General features: G+C 61.8%; 19 protein-coding genes and 3 pseudogenes. 9 read left to right on the top strand and 13 right to left on the bottom strand.

Annotated features, from left to right (window positions below):
- Positions 1–54 precede the first annotated feature (54 nt).
- The 3 genes and pseudogenes from H5P29_RS32150 to H5P29_RS32140 form a co-directional block, all read left to right on the top strand.
- Positions 55–478: pseudogene (locus tag H5P29_RS32150) on the top strand (FAD-binding oxidoreductase); the annotation flags it as partial.
- A 45-nt stretch (positions 479–523) separates the two neighbouring features.
- Positions 524–2,716: a malate synthase G gene (locus tag H5P29_RS32145; protein ID WP_093037335.1), complete on the top strand. Its 2,193-nt coding sequence runs from the start codon at positions 524–526 to the stop codon at positions 2,714–2,716.
- A 4-nt stretch (positions 2,717–2,720) separates the two neighbouring features.
- Complete coding sequence (locus H5P29_RS32140) at positions 2,721–3,152, top strand: heme-binding protein (RefSeq protein WP_093037026.1); 432 nt, start codon at positions 2,721–2,723, stop codon at positions 3,150–3,152.
- Between the two features lie 534 nt (positions 3,153–3,686).
- On the opposite strand, the gene H5P29_RS32135 is transcribed toward H5P29_RS32140, so the two are convergent.
- A complete protein-coding gene (locus tag H5P29_RS32135; protein WP_093037020.1) occupies positions 3,687–4,001 on the bottom strand; it encodes an EthD family reductase in 315 nt (104 codons plus the stop codon).
- A 377-nt stretch (positions 4,002–4,378) separates the two neighbouring features.
- Between H5P29_RS32135 and H5P29_RS32130 the strand changes: the two genes are divergently transcribed.
- The gene (locus tag H5P29_RS32130) at positions 4,379–5,179 is read left to right on the top strand and encodes a FadR/GntR family transcriptional regulator (protein ID WP_217649894.1); all 801 of its coding nucleotides are present in this window, start codon (positions 4,379–4,381) and stop codon (positions 5,177–5,179) included.
- Between the two features lie 233 nt (positions 5,180–5,412).
- On the opposite strand, the pseudogene H5P29_RS32125 reads toward H5P29_RS32130, so the two are convergent.
- The 3 genes and pseudogenes from H5P29_RS32125 to H5P29_RS32120 form a co-directional block, all read right to left on the bottom strand.
- Positions 5,413–5,909: pseudogene (locus H5P29_RS32125) on the bottom strand (aldehyde dehydrogenase family protein).
- A complete protein-coding gene (locus tag H5P29_RS33075; RefSeq protein ID WP_245414195.1) occupies positions 5,909–6,181 on the bottom strand; it encodes a hypothetical protein in 273 nt (90 codons plus the stop codon). Before H5P29_RS33075 ends, H5P29_RS32125 begins: the two are co-directional and overlap by 1 nt.
- Before the next feature lie 155 nt (positions 6,182–6,336).
- Entirely contained in the window at positions 6,337–7,125 is a 789-nt protein-coding gene (locus H5P29_RS32120) for a MaoC family dehydratase (RefSeq protein WP_093037332.1), read from the bottom strand.
- A 74-nt stretch (positions 7,126–7,199) separates the two neighbouring features.
- Between H5P29_RS32120 and H5P29_RS32115 the strand changes: the two genes are divergently transcribed.
- Complete coding sequence (locus tag H5P29_RS32115) at positions 7,200–7,490, top strand: hypothetical protein (protein WP_139274564.1); 291 nt, start codon at positions 7,200–7,202, stop codon at positions 7,488–7,490.
- A 929-nt stretch (positions 7,491–8,419) separates the two neighbouring features.
- Here the strand turns inward: H5P29_RS32115 and H5P29_RS32105 are convergent.
- From H5P29_RS32105 to H5P29_RS32085, 6 genes and pseudogenes are all read right to left on the bottom strand, one after another.
- Positions 8,420–9,142: an SMC-Scp complex subunit ScpB gene (locus tag H5P29_RS32105; protein ID WP_093037012.1), complete on the bottom strand. Its 723-nt coding sequence runs from the start codon at positions 9,140–9,142 to the stop codon at positions 8,420–8,422.
- Positions 9,143–9,144: 2 nt separating this feature from the next.
- Positions 9,145–10,185, bottom strand: a complete 1,041-nt coding sequence (locus H5P29_RS32100) for a DUF1403 family protein (RefSeq protein ID WP_154386543.1) — start codon at positions 10,183–10,185, stop codon at positions 9,145–9,147.
- 369 nt (positions 10,186–10,554) lie between these two features.
- A complete protein-coding gene (locus H5P29_RS32790; protein ID WP_246670852.1) occupies positions 10,555–11,061 on the bottom strand; it encodes a hypothetical protein in 507 nt (168 codons plus the stop codon).
- Positions 11,062–11,354: 293 nt separating this feature from the next.
- Positions 11,355–11,663 (bottom strand): annotated as a pseudogene (locus tag H5P29_RS33070) (hypothetical protein); the annotation flags it as partial.
- A gap of 62 nt (positions 11,664–11,725) precedes the next feature.
- Entirely contained in the window at positions 11,726–12,655 is a 930-nt protein-coding gene (locus H5P29_RS32090) for a TniB family NTP-binding protein (RefSeq protein ID WP_154386546.1), read from the bottom strand.
- Positions 12,646–14,229, bottom strand: coding sequence for a Mu transposase C-terminal domain-containing protein (locus H5P29_RS32085; RefSeq protein ID WP_246765472.1), 1,584 nt, complete (start codon positions 14,227–14,229; stop codon positions 12,646–12,648). Before H5P29_RS32085 ends, H5P29_RS32090 begins: the two co-directional genes overlap by 10 nt.
- A 362-nt stretch (positions 14,230–14,591) precedes the next feature.
- Here H5P29_RS32085 and H5P29_RS32080 point away from each other — a divergent pair, with 362 nt between their 5' ends.
- The gene (locus tag H5P29_RS32080) at positions 14,592–15,656 is read left to right on the top strand and encodes a site-specific integrase (RefSeq protein WP_154386606.1); all 1,065 of its coding nucleotides are present in this window, start codon (positions 14,592–14,594) and stop codon (positions 15,654–15,656) included.
- A 118-nt stretch (positions 15,657–15,774) separates the two neighbouring features.
- Positions 15,775–16,794, top strand: a complete 1,020-nt coding sequence (locus H5P29_RS32075) for an LLM class flavin-dependent oxidoreductase (protein ID WP_154386547.1) — start codon at positions 15,775–15,777, stop codon at positions 16,792–16,794.
- 41 nt (positions 16,795–16,835) lie between these two features.
- On the opposite strand, the gene H5P29_RS32070 is transcribed toward H5P29_RS32075, so the two are convergent.
- Together H5P29_RS32070 and H5P29_RS32065 are read right to left on the bottom strand one after the other, a co-directional pair.
- Positions 16,836–17,354: an RES family NAD+ phosphorylase gene (locus H5P29_RS32070; RefSeq protein ID WP_185910482.1), complete on the bottom strand. Its 519-nt coding sequence runs from the start codon at positions 17,352–17,354 to the stop codon at positions 16,836–16,838.
- Positions 17,351–17,740, bottom strand: coding sequence for an MbcA/ParS/Xre antitoxin family protein (locus H5P29_RS32065; protein WP_154386548.1), 390 nt, complete (start codon positions 17,738–17,740; stop codon positions 17,351–17,353). Before H5P29_RS32065 ends, H5P29_RS32070 begins: the two co-directional genes overlap by 4 nt.
- 162 nt (positions 17,741–17,902) lie before the next feature.
- Here H5P29_RS32065 and H5P29_RS32060 point away from each other — a divergent pair, with 162 nt between their 5' ends.
- Both H5P29_RS32060 and H5P29_RS32055 read left to right on the top strand, forming a co-directional pair.
- Positions 17,903–18,826 (top strand): recombinase family protein, encoded by a 924-nt coding sequence (locus tag H5P29_RS32060; protein ID WP_154386549.1) that lies wholly within the window; start codon positions 17,903–17,905, stop codon positions 18,824–18,826.
- A 115-nt stretch (positions 18,827–18,941) separates the two neighbouring features.
- The gene (locus tag H5P29_RS32055; RefSeq protein WP_154386550.1) at positions 18,942–19,148 is read left to right on the top strand and encodes a hypothetical protein; all 207 of its coding nucleotides are present in this window, start codon (positions 18,942–18,944) and stop codon (positions 19,146–19,148) included.
- A 37-nt stretch (positions 19,149–19,185) separates the two neighbouring features.
- Here the strand turns inward: H5P29_RS32055 and repC are convergent, their stop codons facing one another.
- Positions 19,186–20,502 (bottom strand): plasmid replication protein RepC, encoded by a 1,317-nt coding sequence (gene repC, locus H5P29_RS32050; protein ID WP_154386551.1) that lies wholly within the window; start codon positions 20,500–20,502, stop codon positions 19,186–19,188.
- Positions 20,503–20,583 lie beyond the last annotated feature (81 nt).

Raw genomic sequence — 20,583 nt, 5'->3', positions numbered from 1 at the left:
AGCGCGAAGGAGCGTCCGGTTATTCACTGCTTTCGGTCAGACGGAATTGAGCCAATGTCCAGCATCGCCATGCCCGTTCCCGACGCCGCGATCATCGCCCATAAGCCCGAGATCGTCGCCGCGTTGAGTACCGTCCTGCCCGCGGACGCGATCGTCTCGGACCCGGAGGAAACCCAGGCATATGAATGCGACGCGTTTGACGGCGTACCGATGTCCGCTGCTCGCCGTGGTTCTGCCTCGCACCACCGAGGAGGTAGCGGCGGCGATGAGAATTTGCCACAATCTGCGGGTTCCGGTTATCCCGCGCGGTGCGGAGACATCGTTGGCAGGCGGCGCACTTCCGACGGCCGATAGCGTGGTGCGGGATGTTCGCGAGATTGATACCGCAAACCGATTCATCAGGGTTCAGACCGGCGTCACGAACCTTTCCGTCAGCGCAGAGCTGGAAGTGGAAGGGTTTTTCTATGCACCGAACCCGCGAAACGATACGCGCCTGTGGGGGCGCCATAACGGAGCTTTGGACATGGCAAATCGAATCGAAGTCGGCGGGTTGCAGGTCGATCGCGGGCTCTACGATTTCGTCAACAAGCGCGCGATGCCGGGCACCGGCATCAAGCTCGCAGAGTTCTGGGCCGGCTTCGCCAAGATCGTTCGCGACCTCGCTCCGAAGAACCGGGCGCTGCTCGAAAAGCGCGACGAGATTCAGGAGAAGATCGACGCCTGGCATCGCGAAAATGGCGCGCCGTCCGACATGGCGGCCTACAAGGCTTTCCTCAAGGAGATCGGCTACCTGCTGGACGAAGGTCCGGATTTCAAGGTCACCACCGAAAACGTCGATCCGGAGATCGCCACCGTCGCCGGTCCGCAACTCGTCGTGCCGGTGATGAATGCCCGTTATGCGCTGAATGCCGCCAACGCGCGCTGGGGTTCGCTCTATGATGCACTCTACGGCACCGATGCCATTCCCGAGACCGACGGCGCCGAAAAGGGCAATGGCTACAATCCCAAGCGCGGCGAGAAAGTCATCGCGTGGGCGCGAGCATTCTTAGATGACAGCGTGCCGTTGAAGACAGACAGCTGGTCAAACATGACCAGTTCTCAAATTAAAGATGGTCAGTTTCGACTGATGACGGGCTCCTCGGAGGGTGGGTTGCGCGATCCCTCACAATTCGCGGGGTACCTAGGTGACGTCGACAATCCGTCTTCGTTGCTCTTATCGAGAAACGGCCTTCACATCGAAATCATCCTTGATGATCAACACGTCATCGGAAGCCAAGACGAGGCTGGAATTTCAGACGTTATTCTGGAATCGGCCATTACCACCATCCAGGACTGCGAGGACTCGGTCGCCGCGGTCGACGCCGAGGATAAGGTCGCCGTCTACCGCAACTGGCTCGGCCTGATGAAGGGCGATTTAGAGGAAGAGGTCTCGAAGAGCGGCAAGACGTTCACGCGCAAGCTCAATCCTGACCGCGACTATACGGCACCCGACGGAAGCAAACTGACTCTGCCCGGCCGCTCGCTGATGCTGGTGCGCAATGTCGGCCACCTGATGACCAACCCGGCGATCCTCGACCGCGACGGCAATGAGGTTCCGGAAGGCATCATGGACGCGATGATCACCAGCCTGATCGCGCTGCACGATGTCGGCCCTAATGGCCGCCGCGCCAATTCGCGGACAGGCTCGGTCTATATCGTCAAGCCGAAGATGCACGGGCCGGAGGAGGTGTCGTTCGCTGTCGAGCTTTTCGGCCGCGTCGAACAGGCGCTCGGCATGCAGCCCAACACGCTGAAGATGGGCATCATGGATGAGGAACGCCGCACCACGGTCAACCTCAAGGAATGCATCCGTGCAGCCCGCGAACGCGTCGTCTTCATCAACACCGGCTTCCTCGACCGCACCGGCGACGAGATCCACACCTCGATGGAAGCCGGCCCGATGATCCGCAAGGGCGACATGAAGCAGGCGGCGTGGATTTCCGCCTATGAAGCGTGGAATGTCGACACCGGCCTGGAGTGCGGGCTTGCCGGTCATGCCCAGATCGGCAAGGGCATGTGGGCGATGCCCGACCTGATGGCGGCGATGCTGGTTGAGAAGATCGCTCACCCGAAGGCCGGCGCCAACACCGCCTGGGTGCCGTCGCCGACAGCCGCGACGCTGCATGCGACGCACTACCACAAGGTCGATGTGCACGCCGTGCAGGAAGGTTTCAAAAACCGCCCGAAGGCCAAGCTCGACGACATCCTGTCGATCCCCGTCGCCCTGCGGCCGAACTGGACGCCCGAAGAGATCCAGAAGGAACTCGACAACAACGCCCAGGGCATCCTGGGTTATGTCGTGCGCTGGATCGACCAGGGTGTCGGCTGCTCGAAAGTGCCGGACATCAACGATGTCGGCCTGATGGAGGATCGCGCCACGCTGCGCATCTCCTCGCAGCACATCGCCAATTGGCTGCATCATGGCGTTTGTACGCGCGATCAGGTGATGGAGACGATGAAGCGCATGGCGGCGGTCGTCGACCGGCAGAACGAGGGCGACCCGCTTTATCGGCCGATGGCCCCGGATTTCGAGAATTCGATCGCCTTCCAGGCCGCGTGTGATCTGGTGCTGCAGGGCCGCGCCCAGCCGAACGGCTATACCGAGCCGGTTCTGCACGCCCGCCGGTTGGAGCTGAAGGCCAGTGGGGCAGGCGAGAACGTTCTCGGAACGGGATAAAACAATGAATACCATCACGTTGAATGTCGCCAATCGCATCATCGAATCCGCGCTGGATCGGGGGCGGGAGCTCAACCTGAAGCCGCTCTCGGTCGCGGTGCTCGATGCAGGCGGCCACCTCATCGCATTCCAGAAGCAGGATGGTTCTTCCATGCTCCGCTTCGAGATCGCCTTTGGCAAAGCCTATGGCGCGCTGGCGGTCGGCTCGGGCTCCCGCTGGCTGAACGCGGCCGCCGCCGAGCGTGTTCATTTTGTCCAAGCCCTGTCCGGCGTTTCCGGCGGGAAGATCGTGCCGGTTCCCGGTGGTGTCCTGATACGCGGGGAAGCGGGCGAAACCCTCGGTGCTGTCGGAATCTCCGGCGATACATCGGACAACGACGAAATCTGCGCGGCGCACGCTGTCGAACAGGTAGGCCTGGCCGCGGACAAGGGCTAACCCCATTTCCAAGCAAAAGCGTGAAACGGCTTTTGCGTGCGGAATGTGCTTGGAAGCGGGTTTTGCCGATGAACTTTGCGGCAGGCTGGCCTCAAGTCGGTGAGCGGGCTGCACCTTCGCTCTACTCTTCGCAGGTGAGGAGAGAGACGCATGTTCACCCTCACTATAGACACCGCCGACATGTCATCGACATCGGCAAGGCCCCGCAGAACATGGTCATGGCAATGATCGACGCGGCGCTGGTCCCGGCGGGTATCCGCACGACCGAACTTTGACCCCTACTTCGAAGATAGATGGAGTTAATGATGCAGGCTTCGGGTGCTTTCTGGAACCGTTCGCCAGCGCCGGTCTACTTCACCGGTTCATAGAGCGCATCCAGATTTTGGCTGAAGCGCGCTTGACGAGAGCAAAGTAGTTGTCGCATGAATGGCAATGACACGTTCCTGATCGTGGACCTGTTCGGCACCGGTTAGCTGGTCATGGCGAGCACGACGCCGATCCCGGACAACGGCCAAGCCTGACGCACCGAAGCCCTTACGCTCCAACGATTTCGCTGATCTGCACGATGGGTGCGATGTCCGTATAGTTGGCGACGTCCGCGACGATCTCCGCGCGGTGTGGGCCGAACGCCTCCCGGAATGTCCCCAGGCTCGGTGAGTAGATGTGGCACGCTGCGACGAACTCCGGCGCGCTTCCAGGTTCGCGGCCCGTTAGGCCCTTCTCGATCTCGTAGCGCAGGCAGGCATCGCCCATTCGTTCTCTGATCAGTGGCAGGTGGCTGGCACAGTAGTAATCGTGGTCGAACTTCGAGCCGCCATGGGCCGGATAGTAGACGCTCATCTTGATCATGGTCGGGCTCCTACCTGAACGCCTCTCCGAGCGTTCCGGGGGCATTTATAGGTCACCGACCCATGAATTGCATCTAGATTTTAGCTGAAATGAGTTTGACGAGAGCAAGGTAGTTTCGACCTGCGTCTCGAGGGTGCGGTGGCGATAGAGGAAGGCCCTGAACGGCGGACGGCGTTTACGGCTAGGCCATCGGCTTGGTGTTGGCCGGGCGCCGCGCTTGGCCATCTCTACGCGCAAGGCATGCCGTGGGGAGTTTAATGAACGGGTGGCTTAACCATCGGGCATATGGCAGCTTCAGCGCGGAGCCGGATTAACCAATTTGGTAGACCGGCTAGGGTTTCACTGGTACTTTGGGTTCGAGTTGCCAAGCAACGCGTATGATTTATGACCCTTCCGTATCGGGATGGACCTGGTTGGGATGGACTGACGGCTGGAAAAAAGACCGAAAAATGCTTGAGAAGACGGAAAGCGATAGGATTGCCGGTGTCCCGAACGTTGTAGGGAAAATACTCTCATTCATTGATGAGCGTCGCTATGAGCCGAACGAACGATTGCCGTCGGAACGTGACTTTGCCGACAGGTTCAATGTCAGTCGCGGGGCGGTTCGCGAGGCTTTGGCCGCTCTCGAGTCGATGCGTGTGATTGAGCGAAGGCCTAACTCTGGGATCTATCTTAGAAATTCTGAGGAAAGTAGCATCGAGGCCCTCGTTCTTCGTGCGTCTTCTGGCCTGCCGTTTCAGCCTGAAGAGACTAAGGACGTGTTTGAAGTGCGAAGTATTCTGGAGCTGCAGGGCGTACGGATTTCCTGCGATAGAAGGCGGGATCAGGACGTAGATCGGCTGAGGGAAATCCTCTACAAAACGAAGCTTGCAATTGATAGCAAAAAGACAATTGAGGCTGAGGATGAAGCGTTCCATCTTGGAATCGTCGCTTCAACACAGAATAGAGTACTGCTTCGCACGGTGAAATTATTTTATGAATTCTCAAAACAGCGTCGCATAATATACTTTTCAGATTACTCACGGGGCACGCAAGCTTACGACGATCATTGTGAGATACTTGAAGCCATTGAGGCTCGTCGAACCGATTTGGCAGTGGGAATGATGGACCGACACTTGTCCCGAGCCCTGGCCACATGGCAGACTCTCCACGCGGCGCCGGAACAAACTACCAAATAGTGCAATCGACCCCAAGGTGCCGAAGCGTAATGAACCGAGGGACGATACCTCGATGCCGACCAGACCGACTGACTCAGTGCGCCTTCGAGCGCGTGAATCTGATTAGGCGATCGGCTGCGAAAATGCGCCGGCCAGTGACCCTAGGTACTGGAACATTCAAGAGTTTGATACAGCTGCTCTTTGTGAGATTCGCAGGGTCACAATCGTGCCTTCTGAGATCCCTAGGACAACACTCATCTTCGCAATGAAATCAGCACGACAAATCCTGCTCGACGCGGGGTCACTGGCCGGCGCATTTTCACACTCGGAGATCTCCCCCGGCGCGCCAGAGACCAGAGTGACGACCCCCGGCGGTCACGCCGGCATCGACGAAGGCGCCAAGGAGCTCGGCAGGCGCCGCCGGCGGCGGTGCCGGCGCCTTCGATGATCGAGCAGCCGGCGGCGAGCGCCGCGGAGAGCTTGCGCACTGTTTGATTGACGGGAAGTTCCAGGGCGTGAACGCGGCCACCGGACCGACCGGCAGCTTTGAGCGTCATCTGCATGGCTCTTCGCGCGCGCGCCGGAATCACCTGGCCGCAAGTGCGGCGCGCCTCCTCAGCGAACCAATCGATGATGTCGGCGCCGCCATCACTTCGCCCTTGGCCTCTGCCAAAGGTTTGCCTTGCTCGCGCGTCAGGAGCCAGGCGATGCGATCTCCGCGCTCTCGCAGCAAGCCGGCGGCCTTGCACATCAGCTTAGACCGATCAAACGCCGAGGTTGAGCTTCAGAGTTTGAAGCCGCGATCGGCGGCGGCCAGCGCGGCGTCGAGATCCGGCGCGCGGTATGTGCAACCGAGCCGATCGTCTCCTCGGTCGCCGGATCAATAACCGGAATAGTCCGGCATTCGCGACCCTCACGCCATTCGCCATCAATAAAGAGCTTCGTATCGGGATATACCAGCGCCGCATTGGGCATCTTTGATTGCTTTCGTTGTAAGGATGCCCGCGCCGCCGAAGCAGACACGGGCTGTCCTGGGGGACAAACTTGAAAGGCGACTAGAATCCCCGTCCGCGTCTGGTGGAGCGATTGTCACGTGCGTGTCTTGCGTTCCCTTATCTGTTTTGACGGCCTGCAGAACCGGGTGCGCCGGTGACGATGCTGCTCGACAGCCTTGTGCCTCACGCTGCTCGTTCGCGAAGTTGATAGATCGCGATGTGCTGGCAGTGGGCGATCAACTTCCGGCCGTTCGCAACAACAACGGCATCTACTTCCACGAAACGGTTGCCCTTCTTTTCGTAGTTCGCGGTAACGCGTGCCCGCGCGACCAACTCTTCATCGCAAGCAGCTGTGGACAGCATCTGCATGCGGCTGCCGAGATGAATCCACGGCCCCAGTAAAGCGTTCTCCATCAAGACCCGGTTCATAACCCGCTGCACCATACCGGGATGCACCAACCCTTCGCGAGCATAGATTGGATCGGTTTCGCGTACTTCCGCCCGATAGTCCGCTCCAGATTGGCCCGGCCAGGAGCGCGGCGCCGTTCCGAGCCATTTGCCGACCTGGTAAGACCTGAGATCGACCGGCCCCCGCACCGCAACCGGCGCAGTCTCGGGATAATCGCCAACGGAGATCGGGGGTGGCGCGTCCGGCAGCGAGGCACTGCCGGCAGCTCGAACGTCGCTGCCGTTGAGCGCAATCGCTAGGCCTTCGTCTGAAGGCTCGGACGTAACCACCACGGTTTCGCCATCGTAAACCGGCTTCGCGAAGCGCACCTCCATCAGGCCGCGCTCGAGGAAGGCTCGTCCCCACTTCGCCACCGGAACGTGGACCATATACGCAAAGACATCGACGCCTGGCACCAGGCCGCCGCTGAAGCCATATTTTTGCGCCACCGCATCATCGTGCATCCTGTTTTCGGAGTGCGTGGCGCTGTTGAACGCCTGGACGCGATAGGGCGGCTCAGCCATTTGACTTCCTAACATAGCATTGCTGACGGACATCAATACGGCGCTAAAAGCGTCTGATTGCCGGATGATCCCGGATGAGATCGAGAGTCGTTTTTGATCCATTGCTTCATGTCGGTCCCAAACTGCTTCAGGCAAATTTCCGGCAATTTGATGGCACCATCAGTCTCGCCCAGCAGCGAATAGGTGCAAGCGACATTGTAGCGGACAAGGTTGTCATCGAGGTGGCGCGGCCTTCACCTTTATCAGTTTCGCATACACGTTGTGAAATCGCGCCGAACAGTAACCCCAAGCACCAGCATGCTCAAGTGTCTGATTCAGCTGCTCTTTCCCAGATTTTCGAAGGGTTGCGATTTGCGCCTTCTTAGATCCTTGGACAATTCTAATTTTCGCAATGAAATCAGGTCGATAAATCCTGCTCGACGCGGGGTTACTGTTCGGTGCGATTTCACACTCAATCACCACGACCGAGCATTCGATGCCAAAGCGGGCAGCCGAAATCCTCGAATTCCGTAAGGTCGCTCAGCAGTCCTGGCGATCACACCGACATCTACTGTTCGCTTTCAGTTTCTGACAATCGAGCAGGCCATCCTGTCGTGTCCGTTCGACACGGGCATTGCCCTCGTGCCGCTGCATCCGCCCGACAAAGCGGCATGCTTCGGTGCTGATTCAAACGCAGTCTGTAATGCTATTTTAACCATAATCAGCGAGATTGGGATTCGCGCCAGGTAACGAGTACGCAAATCAGGCAACACGGCGGGCGGCATCCCGCTCCTGGCCGCCCGCGCGTTGCCCCTGAATCGATGCTTTATGAAAACTTCTTCGAATCCGTGGGATACCGACAGCGCCCATATCGAGGCGCTGATCAAGGTCGTCGAAAAAGACGGGCTGTCCCACAGTATGGCGATGGGAGAATTGCTGAGGGCGCTGCACAGTCTCTCCCAGACCCTCAGCGATCACCAAACCGCTCCAAAGCGAACTGCCCCGCCAGACGACGCATCGGCATAGACCGGCCTTGTTCGCACGAGCAAATTCGCTTTCGTGCTGGTCGTCAGGAAGACACGGGACAGCATCAGAATCTTCCTGGAAGCCCGCCGACCAGGTCAAGCAGCAGGGTTTCGTGACATCCTGTTCTCGCCGCGACGCTATGCCGGCGGCACCAAGTTGGTGCTATTTCCGGCCAGCCTGCTTGACGGCAACGCCATGTAGGTTCACCGGTCATCGCCTGTCGCACGATCAGTCGTCATGGTCATGAGTTCTCATCGGCGGGCGCAGGAAAACCAGGATGATCCGTTCATCACATCGCGTCGTCGACGAGACCGACGCTCGGCTGCTCGTCCTCGCCATCATCTTCACCGCCCGCAATCCCCATCGGAATATCCCCTGCCAGCAGCTTCTCCTTCGACAGCAACCCGGCGTCTTCGAGCGCCTCGAAATCCGGCAGGTCGCGCAGCGTGTCGAGGCCGAACTCCAACAGGAATTCTTTGGTCGTCACGTAGGTGTAGGGCGCGCCGGGCGTCGGGCTGCGCGGGCCGGACGCAATCAGCTTCGCGCCGCGCAGATGACCAATAAAATCACGACTGATCTCCTTGCCGAAGAAAGACGACAACTCGGCGCGGGTGATCGGCTGGAAATACGCCACGCACATCAGCACCAGCACCTCGGATTGCGTGAGATCCATCGCCTTCTCACTGCCGCCCATAGCGGCGCGGATGGCGTCGGCATAGGTCGGCCGGGTCAAATGTTTCCAGCCGCCGGCGACGGCGACCAGGTCGTAAGGCCGCCCGCGCAGCTCCTCGCGAATGTCGTCGATCAAGAGATCGAGGTTGCAATCCGCGCCAACCACCCGCGCGAGGACACTACGTGTCACCGGCTCGCTGGCGGCAAAAATGGTTGCCTCAACGCGCTGCATCCATTCGCGCCAGCGCGCCTCCGGCGGCAGGTGATCCAGCTCCCGGTCAAGCAACGGTCGTTGCCCATCCCCATTGTCTCGCCGAGTTTTGGTCGAACGAGCCGCCATCGTCACAGTCCGTAGGTGCGGAAGGTCGGGCGACCGGACAGCTCACGCACGGCACCCAGGACAAGAAGCCGGTCGAACAGGCGGCGTAGCCCCCGGTCACTCATCTTTTTGTCCATTTTTTTGTCCCCGCGCGAGGCCATGAGCGCGTCTTCGTTCAACAACCGGTCGACGATCGCGTCCGCTCCCTTGGCCCTGAGTTTCGGCGCGACGGCCAGCAGTTTTTCGGCACGGCGGCCGAGCTCAGCAAAAAGATCGATGGCGCGCAGCGCCGCCCGCGCCTGTGCCGCCAGCAGTTTTTTGGCACGCTCCGGCTCTGTCTCAGGGCCCGCTGCCGCCATACCGGTCGCCGCCCGACGTGAATGCCCGGCACGCATGCCAAAAAAAGCAGCTTCGGTGCCCAGCAGCGGTATTGCATGCGGCCACGCCAGCCGCTGCGCCAGCAGACCGTCGGCGAGCCAGGCGCCGAAAGCCGGCCCAAAACCATAGCGTTCGGCGGCCACAAAAGCACCGGTCAGCATCCCGACCGTCTCTGCCCCGCCGCCGATCTGACCGAGTTCCCCCACCAGAGCGCTGACCACCTCTTCATCCGGGGCGTAGCCGAGTTCTTCCAACACCGCGCCGATGCTCCGCTCGGTCAGCAGTTTCTCGGCAGGCGTGTCGACCAACCGGCGCCAGGCGAGCAGCAAAAGCCCGGCCGGGCCAACGGACAAAAAATCGCCGGGGCGTGTCAGCAGCACGGCGTCGCGCAATGCCAAAGAATCCTCGACGCGGCCGGCCTGTCGTGCCGTCACCGCGGCCGCGACAAGCGCCAGGCGCTGCCGCCAGACCCCGGCCCACCGTTCCTGCCGGCGGACTACCGCATCGAGGGCGCCGATAGCAGCACCGGCAGCAAGCGCGACCTCCTCAACTTCCTTTCCCGCAACGCTTTGCGCATCCGGGATTGCCCGGCGCAGCCAGGCCGGGACCAGGGCCCACGGAGCGACGGCCACCGCGTCAAGAAGCTTGCCGGGGTGGCGCGAGAGGAGTTTGGGCCGCAGAATCATCGAAAAGCAGGATGAATCACGGCGGCGCTTTTGACAACGATAATATGCCTAAAGCGCCCTGCCTGTCGGCAAACAATAATGAATGATAATCTTGCATTATCGCTCGTTTTGTGAGACCCCTTAAAAAATGGCCTTGTGGCTCGCTTTTCACCGGCGGACAGTCTCCTTTAGGCGTCAGATCGACGAGAATTCGCGTTCATTGAGCGGACCGGGTTTGCGCTTAATCCCCGGACAGCGGCAGCGGGCAGCCTCTCTCGTCGAGCAGAATGCCGATATCGACGTCAATCGGGCTTGCGGACGAAATCTCGTGCATCCTTGTACGGCCGGATGAATCGAAATTCGTGAGACTACGCCCCGCAGCACGCAGTCTCAGCATTTCTGAATCGCCTGCTCGTCGCTCGATAGTTTGGGCGACAACCATGCCCCGGGTGACGCCGGATTCCCGGCAAGCGCAGCATCGATCAGCCGAGCCCGGACACGCTCTCGCTTTCGCGGGGGCAGCTCTTCCGCTGCGGTCCAGTTCGGATCAGCCAGAATTTGACGTGCCAGGCGCTCGTACTCGGCCGCCGAGCGCTTCAGCAGCTGGACGTGCGGCCGTCGGCTTGGCCTTGAGAGGCGGATCGGTCGTGGCGCGGCCCGCCGGGCGAGATGAGCGGCGACAGGCGGCATTGCACCGTCCACGCGCGGATCGGTACCGAAAACGTCGTCCAGAGCCAGCAGCGTCAGGAAGCGCCAGCGCACCGGCAACTGGCCGAGCGGAGTTTTGGCGCCGACGGCATGCCTGGCTTCATAGGGACAGCGCCAGCCGGCTTCGTTGAACCACAGCGCCAGCACCGGCCGCGCTGCTGCCGGATGGTCGAGCGGCGCCCAGAGCACTGAGAGCGCCTTCTCGAGCCTGTCGCCCTCGGGATTTTCACCGTTGACGCTTGCCGTGATCCGCTGCTGGGTGGCCAGCGCCGTCGCCAGGAGGGCGGGATCCTGTGGCTGACCGCCCTCCCTCCCCTATCGGTGAGAAGCCGCGCGCAATGGCTGCAGACAGGCCGCGCGCTTCCGTCGTGCAGGTGGAAAGCCACGGAAAGACGCCAGTGGCACGATACGCAGTGATCGTGCAGCAACTCGCCATGAGTTGGGCAGATACAGCGTTCGGCGAGCATCCAGCCGGCTCGAAGATGCGCGTCGTGGCCCGCAGCGCGATCGGCAGCGAAGCAAGCGAGACAGACTGGGATAGACCCGGACATCGCCGACGGCGTCCATTCCGGTCCCCTGCTTACGTACCAGGCTCGAGCGCGTCGCGGGTAGCGCCAGCTCAGGGACAGGCGATGCAACCGATCGGGGTCGACACTGCAGATCTGTGCCCAAACCCTCGTCTGCCCGGCCGCCGGAGCCCCGTCGTCTATCGGCAGGGGTGACGACAGGCCACTGAAATAGCCGGCTAGTTGCTGCGCCGTAAGGCCGTAGCGGCATGCCACCCGCGCCATCCAGGAGGACAGCAATTCGTCGCGAAAGGGCCGCGGCGCCACGGGCAGACGATCCGGCTCCATCACCCGGCCGCCGGCTGCGGCATCCGCCGGCGTGCCGATTGCGTCATCGACACAAGCGGAAGGACAAGATCATCGCCGAAGCTCATCAGGTCGAGCCGTTCCTTCCCCGACCGGATCGCCTCCTCGGCTGCCGTCTCGATCAGCTGGAAAATCCTGAACGTGACGCCGCTGGTGAGCGTGTGGATCCTTTCACGAACCGCGTCCGTTTCGAGATCGGACGGAGCGCGCAGCGGCAGGATGCCAGCGAGGCTTTTCAAGAGCCGCGCAAAGGCGTGATCGTTCTTCCAGAGCTTGAGATGAAACGCCTCGAAGCGCTCGGCAAGCTGCGCGTCGGTGAGCAAGGCCTGGCGCGCCAGGTCGGTACCGGCGCAGACAAGCGGCACTCTGAGGTCGTTTGCGAGAAACCGCAGCGCATTCAGGAAAATCCGTTGCTGCCGATAGGTCCCCGCCAGCATGCCGTTGACCTCGTCGAGCACGATCATTCTGGCGCCGACGGTGCGCAGCAGCGAGCGGCAGATGTCTTTCTCCCGGGCAAGCGCGCCGCCGACGAGCGCTGGAGCCTGCAGGCTGGCCAGCAGTTCCCGATAGAGGTCGCGCTCGACCGGCTCCGAGGGTACTTGGGCCACGACGACCGGCCTGTTGGTCACGCCCGTCGACTGACACAATGTGGGCGGATGCGCCCGCTCGAATTTGCGGACGATCTTGGTCTTGCCCATGCCGGTGTCGCCATAGATCAGCAGGCAGGGCATACGGTCACGTGGGGGATAGGCAAGCAACGCGTTCAGGCGGACAAGTGCGGCTTGCGCCTGGTCGAAGCCGATCCAGCGGTCGGCCTTGATCCAGGCAATGCGCTCTTCGTCGGGCAAAGCGGCATAGCGGCGGTAGCGGTCGTCGAGGTGCTCGAAAGTCCCCTCCCCTCTCACGACCATTCCTCGACGGGAAAGACGGGGACCTTGCTCCAGTCGATCGGCCGCTCATCCTCGATTTGCGCCGGCTCGGCCGCAACCAGCGCGTTTGACGCGGCAGCCTCCAGCGCTCGGTCGCGCCTCTCCGCCAGCTGACGCGCTGCCTTGGTGCGCCTGGTCGCGTCCTCGACTAGTGCGCGCTGGGACTCAATGGTCTCGAAGATCAGCTGCTCGTCGACCAGCGAAAGACCGCGTTCCCGCAGGGCGGTCCGAGCGCGGCGATGTTCGCCAAGTGTGATCGGCGCGCGCCGCAGATCGGCAAAGCGGATCGGCCAGCGCGTACCATCCGGAGCGCGCACGAAAACCCTCGAAAGATCGCGTGGATCGTAGGAAACGCGCAACGCACGATCGAGCCGACCGGCCCATATGCTCAGCACGTCATCCCAGTAGCGGAGACCGAACAGGTGAATGCCGTCACGCCGCACCAGCCGGTCGGCGCTGGGCAGGAAATCGATCGTGAAGCCGGCGAGATCGTGGGGCTGACGCACAGGCCGAACGCGGCGGGCCGCAGCCTCGTGCCATGCCGCAAGCGGCGGAATCCCCAGCGTTCCATGGCGATCGGCGTGGTAGCGCGTGATTTCGAGCGCCATCCACCGCTCCAGTTCATCCAGAGTCATCGTCGCATGGGCGGCGGAATCATAGCTGCCACGCTCGTCGATGTCGCTGAACGTCGTGCCCGGCAGAAGATGGACGGCGCCCATCATGGTGCCGATCAGCCGCTCGATATGGCCGCCATAGTGGGGAGTGGCGATCGGACGATGGATGAGCTCGATGCCATATTCCTCAGCGCCCCGCTGCAGGGCGCGCGACCGGAATTCCTTGGCGTTATCGAGGTGGATGGCATCAGGGAACCCGCAGGCCGGCCACTTCGCATCGATGCCCAGTCCGGCAAGCCACACCTCTTTCGGCTGCACGACATGCTGGATTACGAGTGCGACCGAAACCGTCGACGGCGCCTCGAGCGTCAGGTAGAAGCCCGCGACCATGCGGCTTGCGATGTCGATGGCGAGCGTCAGCAACGGCCGCTGCAGGGGCCGCCGACATCGGCGATCGACGACAATGACATCGACCAGCGTGTGGTCGATCTGGACTACGTTGAACGCGCACTCGGCGGCATATTCTCCCGGAACTGGGTGGAAGCGATCACGCGCTGCCTTCGAGCCTTCCCGTGCCTTGGTCAGTTCGGCGGGGTCTATGACCTCGATCCGCGCCTTCAGCGCATGCCAGGACGGTACGCGCACGCCACGCGAGCGGCAGAGCCCGCGGATCTCCTTGTGCAGTCGATTGATGCTCGGCTTCTGGCGTGTCTTGTAAAAGTCCCGGAGCGCTTCGGCGATTACCGCTTCGGTCTCATCCGGCAACCGGCGGCTGCCCTGTCTCGTGCCGCCCGGGCGCGGCAGCAGCGAACTCGTGACCGGATGCTCCCGATAAGCCCTGATCAGTTCGTAAAGCCGGGTTCGCTTGAGGCCGAGTTCACGGCAAGCCCGGAAGAAATCGGACCGGCCGGGGCAGTCGAGCGAGACCAGTCTGCGGATCACGGCCTCCCTTGCAACCGCCTCATTCCAGGCGGCATCATCAACCGTCTCCTTGTCGGGCCCATGAACCACAGCCACCCTCGCTGTAAAGTTCGTCCGCTCGAATGTTACGAAAAATCCGCTGATTCGGCTAGAATCCGCCAATGAACTCCGAAGATGATTCGCGCCAGATCAGTAACTTGCCGTCCGTTGACCAAACGCGAGCGACAGCCCGAATCGTCGAGCAGAAGCCCGAAAATCGCCTCGCGCGACCCTCCGCACCGCCCCACAGCACGGGGGCGCAGGACGATGCTTTAGGTCTGCGGTCGTCGGCCGGGCTGGAGGCGAAAGCTGCGGACGATTTGCCCGACATCATCGATGTCGTCATGGAGATGGGTCGCGCCCCGGAAGAACTGTCAGCCGAAGCCCCCTCCCCTCTTCCGGCCGTCGCCAATCCGCGCCTGCCGGCGCATCTCGACGCGTTGGCCGATCGCGCGCGCGATTATGTCGAGGCGGCGAGCTCGGCCAACACCCGCCGCGCCTACGCTGCGGACTGGAAGCATTTTTGCGCCTGGGCGCGCCGCCAAGGTCTGGACGTGTTCCCGCCCGATCCGCAGTTGGTCGGCCTCTACATCACCGCCTGCGCCTCAGGAAAGGCGACCGGCGACAAGAAGCCGAACTCCGTATCCACGATCGAGCGGCGCCTCTCCTCGCTGACGTGGAACTATGCACAGCGTGGCCAGCCGCTGGACAGGAAAGACCGGCACATCGCCACCGTCATGGCCGGCATTCGCAACAGCCACGCAAAACCGCCAGTACAGAAGGAAGCCATCCTGCCCGAGAATCTCATGGCCATGCTGGAAACCCTCGATCGGGGTACCCTGCGCGGCTTGCGCGACCGTGCCATGCTGCTTCTCGGCTTTGCCGGCGGGCTGCGTCGTTCCGAAATCGTCGGCCTGGACGTCGGCCGCGACCAAACCGAGGACGGCCGCGGCTGGATCGAGGTCTTCGAAAAAGGCCTGCTCGTCACGTTGCGCGGCAAGACCGGCTGGCGGGAGGTCGAGATCGGCCGGGGCTCGTCCGACACGACCTGCCCGGTCGTGGCGCTGGAGACCTGGCTCAAGCTCGCGCGCATTGCCCACGGGCCGCTGTTCCGAAGGGTGACGGGGCAAGGCAAAAAGGTGGGCAGCGAGCGGCTCAACGACCAGGAGGTGGCACGCCTGGTCAAGCGGGCAGCGCTGGCGGCCGGCGTACGCGGCGATCTTTCCGAGGGCGAACGAGAACAAAAGTTCGCGGGGCATTCGCTGCGCGCCGGGCTTGCCTCGTCGGCCGAGGTCGACGAGCGCTACGTGCAAAAGCAGCTCGGCCACGCCTCCGCCGAGATGACCCGTAGATATCAGCGGCGCCGCGATCGGTTTCGAGTCAATCTCACCAAGGCAAGCGGGCTGTAGGGACAAAAAACCCCCTCCCCTGCCCTTCTCGCACATCTGGTGGGCGAATTCGGCGTGGCGCGCCAGCGGTTCAATAACTAGATAACGCGAGCGCCTTTCACTCTGACGTGGCATTCTCATGAAAAAGATCGGTTTTCTGTCGTTCGGACACTGGACGCCCTCGCCCCAGTCGCAGACACGGTCTGCATCCGATGCACTCCTGCAGTCCATCGATCTGGCCGTTGCTACCGAAGAGCTGGGCGCGGATGGGGCATATTTCCGCGTGCATCACTTCGCCCGCCAGCTTGGCTCGCCGTTCCCGCTGCTGGCGGCGATTGGCGCCAAGACCAGCCGCATCGAGATCGGCACGGCGGTCATCGACATGCGCTACGAGAACCCGCTCTACATGGCCGAAGACGCCGGCGCCGCCGACCTGATCGCCGGAGGGCGTTTGCAACTGGGCATCAGCCGCGGCTCGCCAGAGCAGGTGATCGATGGCTGGCGCTACTTCGGCCACGTTCCGCAAGAGGGCGAGAGCGATGCCGACATGGCCCGGCAGCACACCGACGTGTTCCTCGACGTGCTGCGCGGCAAAGGCTTTGCACAACCCAACCCGCGCCCGATGTTTCCGAACCCGCCTGGCCTGCTGCGTGTCGAACCACATTCGGAGGGCTTGCGTGATCGCATCTGGTGGGGCGCCGCCACCAACGCAACTGCGGAATGGGCAGCAAAACTGGGAATGAACCTGCAGAGCTCCACACTCAAGTTCGACGAGAGCGGAAAACCCTTTCATCTCCAGCAGGCCGATCAGATTCGCGCCTTCCGCGAGGCGTGGAAGGCGGCCGGTCACACGCGCGAGCCGCGGGTCTCCGTCAGCCGCAGCATCTTCGCGTTGGTGGACGATCGCGACCGGGCGTATTTCGGCGGCAACGAGAGCGAAGATCATTTCGGTTACATCGAGCCTGAAAAGCTCGCCGTGTTCGGCCGCTCCTATGCCGCCGAGCCGGACGTCCTTATCGAGCAGTTGAAGGGCGACGAGGCCATCGCCGAGGCTGACACGCTGCTGCTCACCGTCCCCAACCAGCTCGGTGTCGACTACAATGCGCATGTCATCGAGGCGATCCTGACCCACGTCGCCCCGGCCTTGGGTTGGCGCTGACGCCTCCGTCCGAAAGCTCCCTCTGTCCTTCCGCAATTGCTTCATCGCCAGGACAACTGGTCCTTCGGCAGCCGGCCGCTCGGGTCGAATACAGTCACCTTGTGCGGAAGATCCGGACCCCAGTCCCAAAGCACTAGGTTGCGATCTTCTGTCTCGGCACCCGGAGCAAAACTCGGAACCAGAATACCGGCAATGCCTTGAAGCCGCAGTTGGTCATAGATGGACCAGGATGCAGGGCGCTCGCCGTCGCTGAGGACCGTTGCCCAAGCGCAGGCCATGTCCTCGAGCGCGACGGAAAATTCTCCCCTCCCCTGCTCGGTCGTCAGGTCTGCGATGCCCTCGCAATCGACCTCATAGGAGCACAGCACACAGGGGTCGATCCGATGCGCAAAGCCTTGATTGGCTTCTTTGACCGCCGTCATGATGGTGAGCCCCAGATATAGCGCTGGCACACCTTTGGGATTGAAGCGCGCACCCCTGATCGCGGCTCCCTCACCGGAAGTCGGCTTGAAGGCCCAACGCGGATCATGTGCCCTATAGCAGGTTCTGACGAACCTCACGCAAAGCCGCCGAGGGCCATATGATCCAGATAATCGCGAACGGCAGCGGCTTTGCCTTCCTTCACGAGGGCTTCGGCGGTGCGACCACCGAATGCCGGCAGCGGCTGGGCTCGGTACCAGGCCATCGCCTGTTCCTTTCCGCCCGCCCATTCCGTCACGCGACTGATGATCTCGAGCATTTCACGTAGACGCCCCTGGGTCTTTATCGTGCGGCTGCGCTCCAACCGATAGAGGGTTTCGCGGGCAAGGCCGGCCGTCTCGGCCAATTGGCCCTTGGACATTCCAAAGCCGTCCGCCACTTGGTTGATGGCAATTTTCCCGGCCCGGTCCATATAGGACAAAACCAAAGGTTCATTCTGCACGGGTATCTTGAGGGCCTGGCCCATAGGATTCCATCCTGTCATACACATAGTCGCATTTACTGTGCAAAAGATATGACACTCCTCGGCTATTTTCAAGTTCGGAAGCCGATGCGTCTCCAACCGATCGGTTATCTGTATCTTCTACGTTTGTAATTTCGTCTCCGATACGGTTCTCAGGCGCTCCAAATGGCCAAAACACCGCACAACCACTCCTCCCGTCGACCACAGAGCCGGCAAATCGGCTATGCGCGCGTCTCGACAGACGAGCAGGCTACAGAAGCCCAGGAGATGGAGTTGCGGTCCGCCGGATGTGAGACAATCGTCCGGGAGCACGGCTCCGGGGCCTCAAGAGCCCGCCCTGCCCTTGCCAAGATTGTCCGCGAGATCGACGCTGGCGACACGCTTGTCGTCGTTCGGCTCGACCGCCTGGCGCGCTCGGTAAGCCATCTGCTCGATGTCATCGAGGACCTGACGGCAAAAGGTGCGCATTTCCGGTCGCTCAGCGACCCGATCGACACCACGACGCCGCAAGGCATGTTTTCCCTGCAGGTTCTTGGCGCCGTGGCCCAGCTGGAGCGGGCTCTCAACTCCGAACGGACCAAGGCAGGCATCAAAGCCGCCAGAGCAAAAGGCCGGATGCCGGGCAATCCAGGGATCCGCGAACGTCGGCCGGACGCGCTGGCCAAGATGACGGCCGCGCAAAAGGCAGCCTATGGAGCGCGTCTCCAGTCATCCGCGAACCAGTGGCTTCCCATTGTGCGGCGCATGCGACCCGACCACACATGGGACGATATCTCCCGCGTTCTCAGGCAACGTGGTCTCGATTGGACTCCTGAGCGTTTACGGCGCGCGGTGAAATGGATTGTCAGCGAGGGAATGGCCGACAAGTCGCTTCTGAGGAAGTCGCCGCCTCGGCCAGCTGAGGATCGTCTGATGACCCTCGTGGCGGGCATCCATTCCTCCAATCCGGAGCTGACCTTGCGCGAAATCGCCAACCAGCTCGAGCGACTTCGTGAGCGTACGCCCCGTGGCGGTACGAAATGGGCGCCCTCGTCCGTCAAGAACCTCATCGACCGGGCAAAGCGTAGCGGCTTGCTCGAGGCGGCCTGAATACGCAACCGAGGACTGATTTTGTGGCGCCTACGCCGTATAATTCGCGGAGCTCGTTCGTAGCCAGAACAACCCAAACAGTCCGCAAACTCCGGAGCGCGCAGCAGTGGAAGCCATGACCGTCAACAGCCGCGACGATTTCGCCCAATGGGCCATCGAGCGAACCAAGTCGATCCTGACCGAGCAGGGTTCGGAGCTCGCTTCTGCGGCGCGGTGCGGAGACGATGCCCGGATGGGCGAAGCTGCAAATGCCCTTGGCCAATCGATCATCGATGCACTGCTCGAAACTTTTGACGGTCTGATCGACGACGACAGAGACTGACCGAGTTGCCGCCCGCGGAATTCAAATCTATCAATCATCACGATCTGGGCTTGTTCAGCGACCGCAGAAGGGCTTCCGAGACTTCGAGCCGCCCTTCCCCGCTTTCACCGCCGCTTCGCGGTTCGTGGCCGGTTTTCTCCGCCGATTTGTCGGCGTCCAGCTTGGCGCGCAGCAGTGCCATGATCATTGGCCAGGTCGAGAATTTGCCGTCCCTTGCCTTGTCGGTCAGGCTGCGCAGATAGCCGCCGGCGCTGTTGATCTGGTCTGATCGCTGGTAGATCGCGGCAAGGGTGATCGCCGCGTGCTGTTCGCCCATGACCTCGCAGGCGTCCCGCCACGCGCTGGGACTGATTGCCAGCATCGGCCGGGCCAGTTCCGCCGCGGCCAGAAAGTCGCGCCAGTGACGGATTTCCCCGCCTTGCGTCAATTCTCGCAGGTTGGGGCAGGCGTCCAGCACAATGCCCAAAGGCAATTCTCGCTTCGGCAAGCTCCGTACGTTGTCGGTTTCCGCGGCGCTGCCGCCCGCTTCATTCTTATTTCGAGAGCGGTCTTCAGATTCAAATATGGAGTCTGGGTTTGAATTCTGTATGTGGCGACCAGAATGGGACTCATTGGCGTCCGGATTCTGTGTTTTTGCAAATGATTCCAATACCTCGAGGATCTCCGTGTAGAGGCCGTGAAGATCGCAGCAGATATCCTCGATGAGTTGCCTCGGCGCTGAGCGCGGCAAGCGGCAGACGATGGCCTGATAGGTCTGGTAGACCCTGCCCCAATTGCCCGGAACGTTCTCCTCGATGCCAGTCTCGATGAGCTTGACGATATCGCGGCGCAGGAGCGTGAGACGCTCCTTGGCGATCCGAAGGGCGTTCTTCTCGGCCCGGACGGTGTCCGCCAGCTCCTTGAATTCCCCGGCCCGGGCAACGATCGGCGCCAGGTCGAACCCGTAGGCCTGTTCGACTTGACCTCCCCTGCCCTTGCGGGCGAAGCGCTTGCCGTTCGGACTATCTCTGCGGATGATCAGCCCGCAGTCGACCAGGACGGCCAGGTGGCGCCGTAGCGTCGTCGCCGGCATTCCGTTCGCACGGGCCATGAGTTGCTCGTTGGACGGCCAGACGATCAGTTCGCCGTCGCCTGTGAGCTCCGTTTCCGGATGAAACGAGAGCAGCGCGTTGAGAATGGCGAGTGCGCGGTCCGTAGCGCCGATCAGCTCGCGCGCTTCCCGGATCGTCTGGAACACTTTCCATTTCTGGACCTGGGCGCCAGCCGGTGCCGATTTTGCCACAGCCTGGCTTGCCATCATGCCAAGTGACATCGTTCGCCGCCCAAAGGGCGTCGTTGGGGTATGCGTCTGCATTGTCCTTCACCTATTGCTAGGCAAAAGAAACCTGCTCGCCGAATCGGCGCTCAAACCGACCTGAATGGTCTTGACTATGAT

The sequence above is a fragment of the Aminobacter sp. MDW-2 genome, assembly GCF_014250155.1.
GTDB classification, from domain to species: Bacteria; Pseudomonadota; Alphaproteobacteria; order Rhizobiales; family Rhizobiaceae; genus Aminobacter; species Aminobacter ciceronei.
The sequence above is the reverse complement of the archived record's forward strand: the minus strand, read 5'-3'. Positions and strand labels throughout refer to the sequence as shown.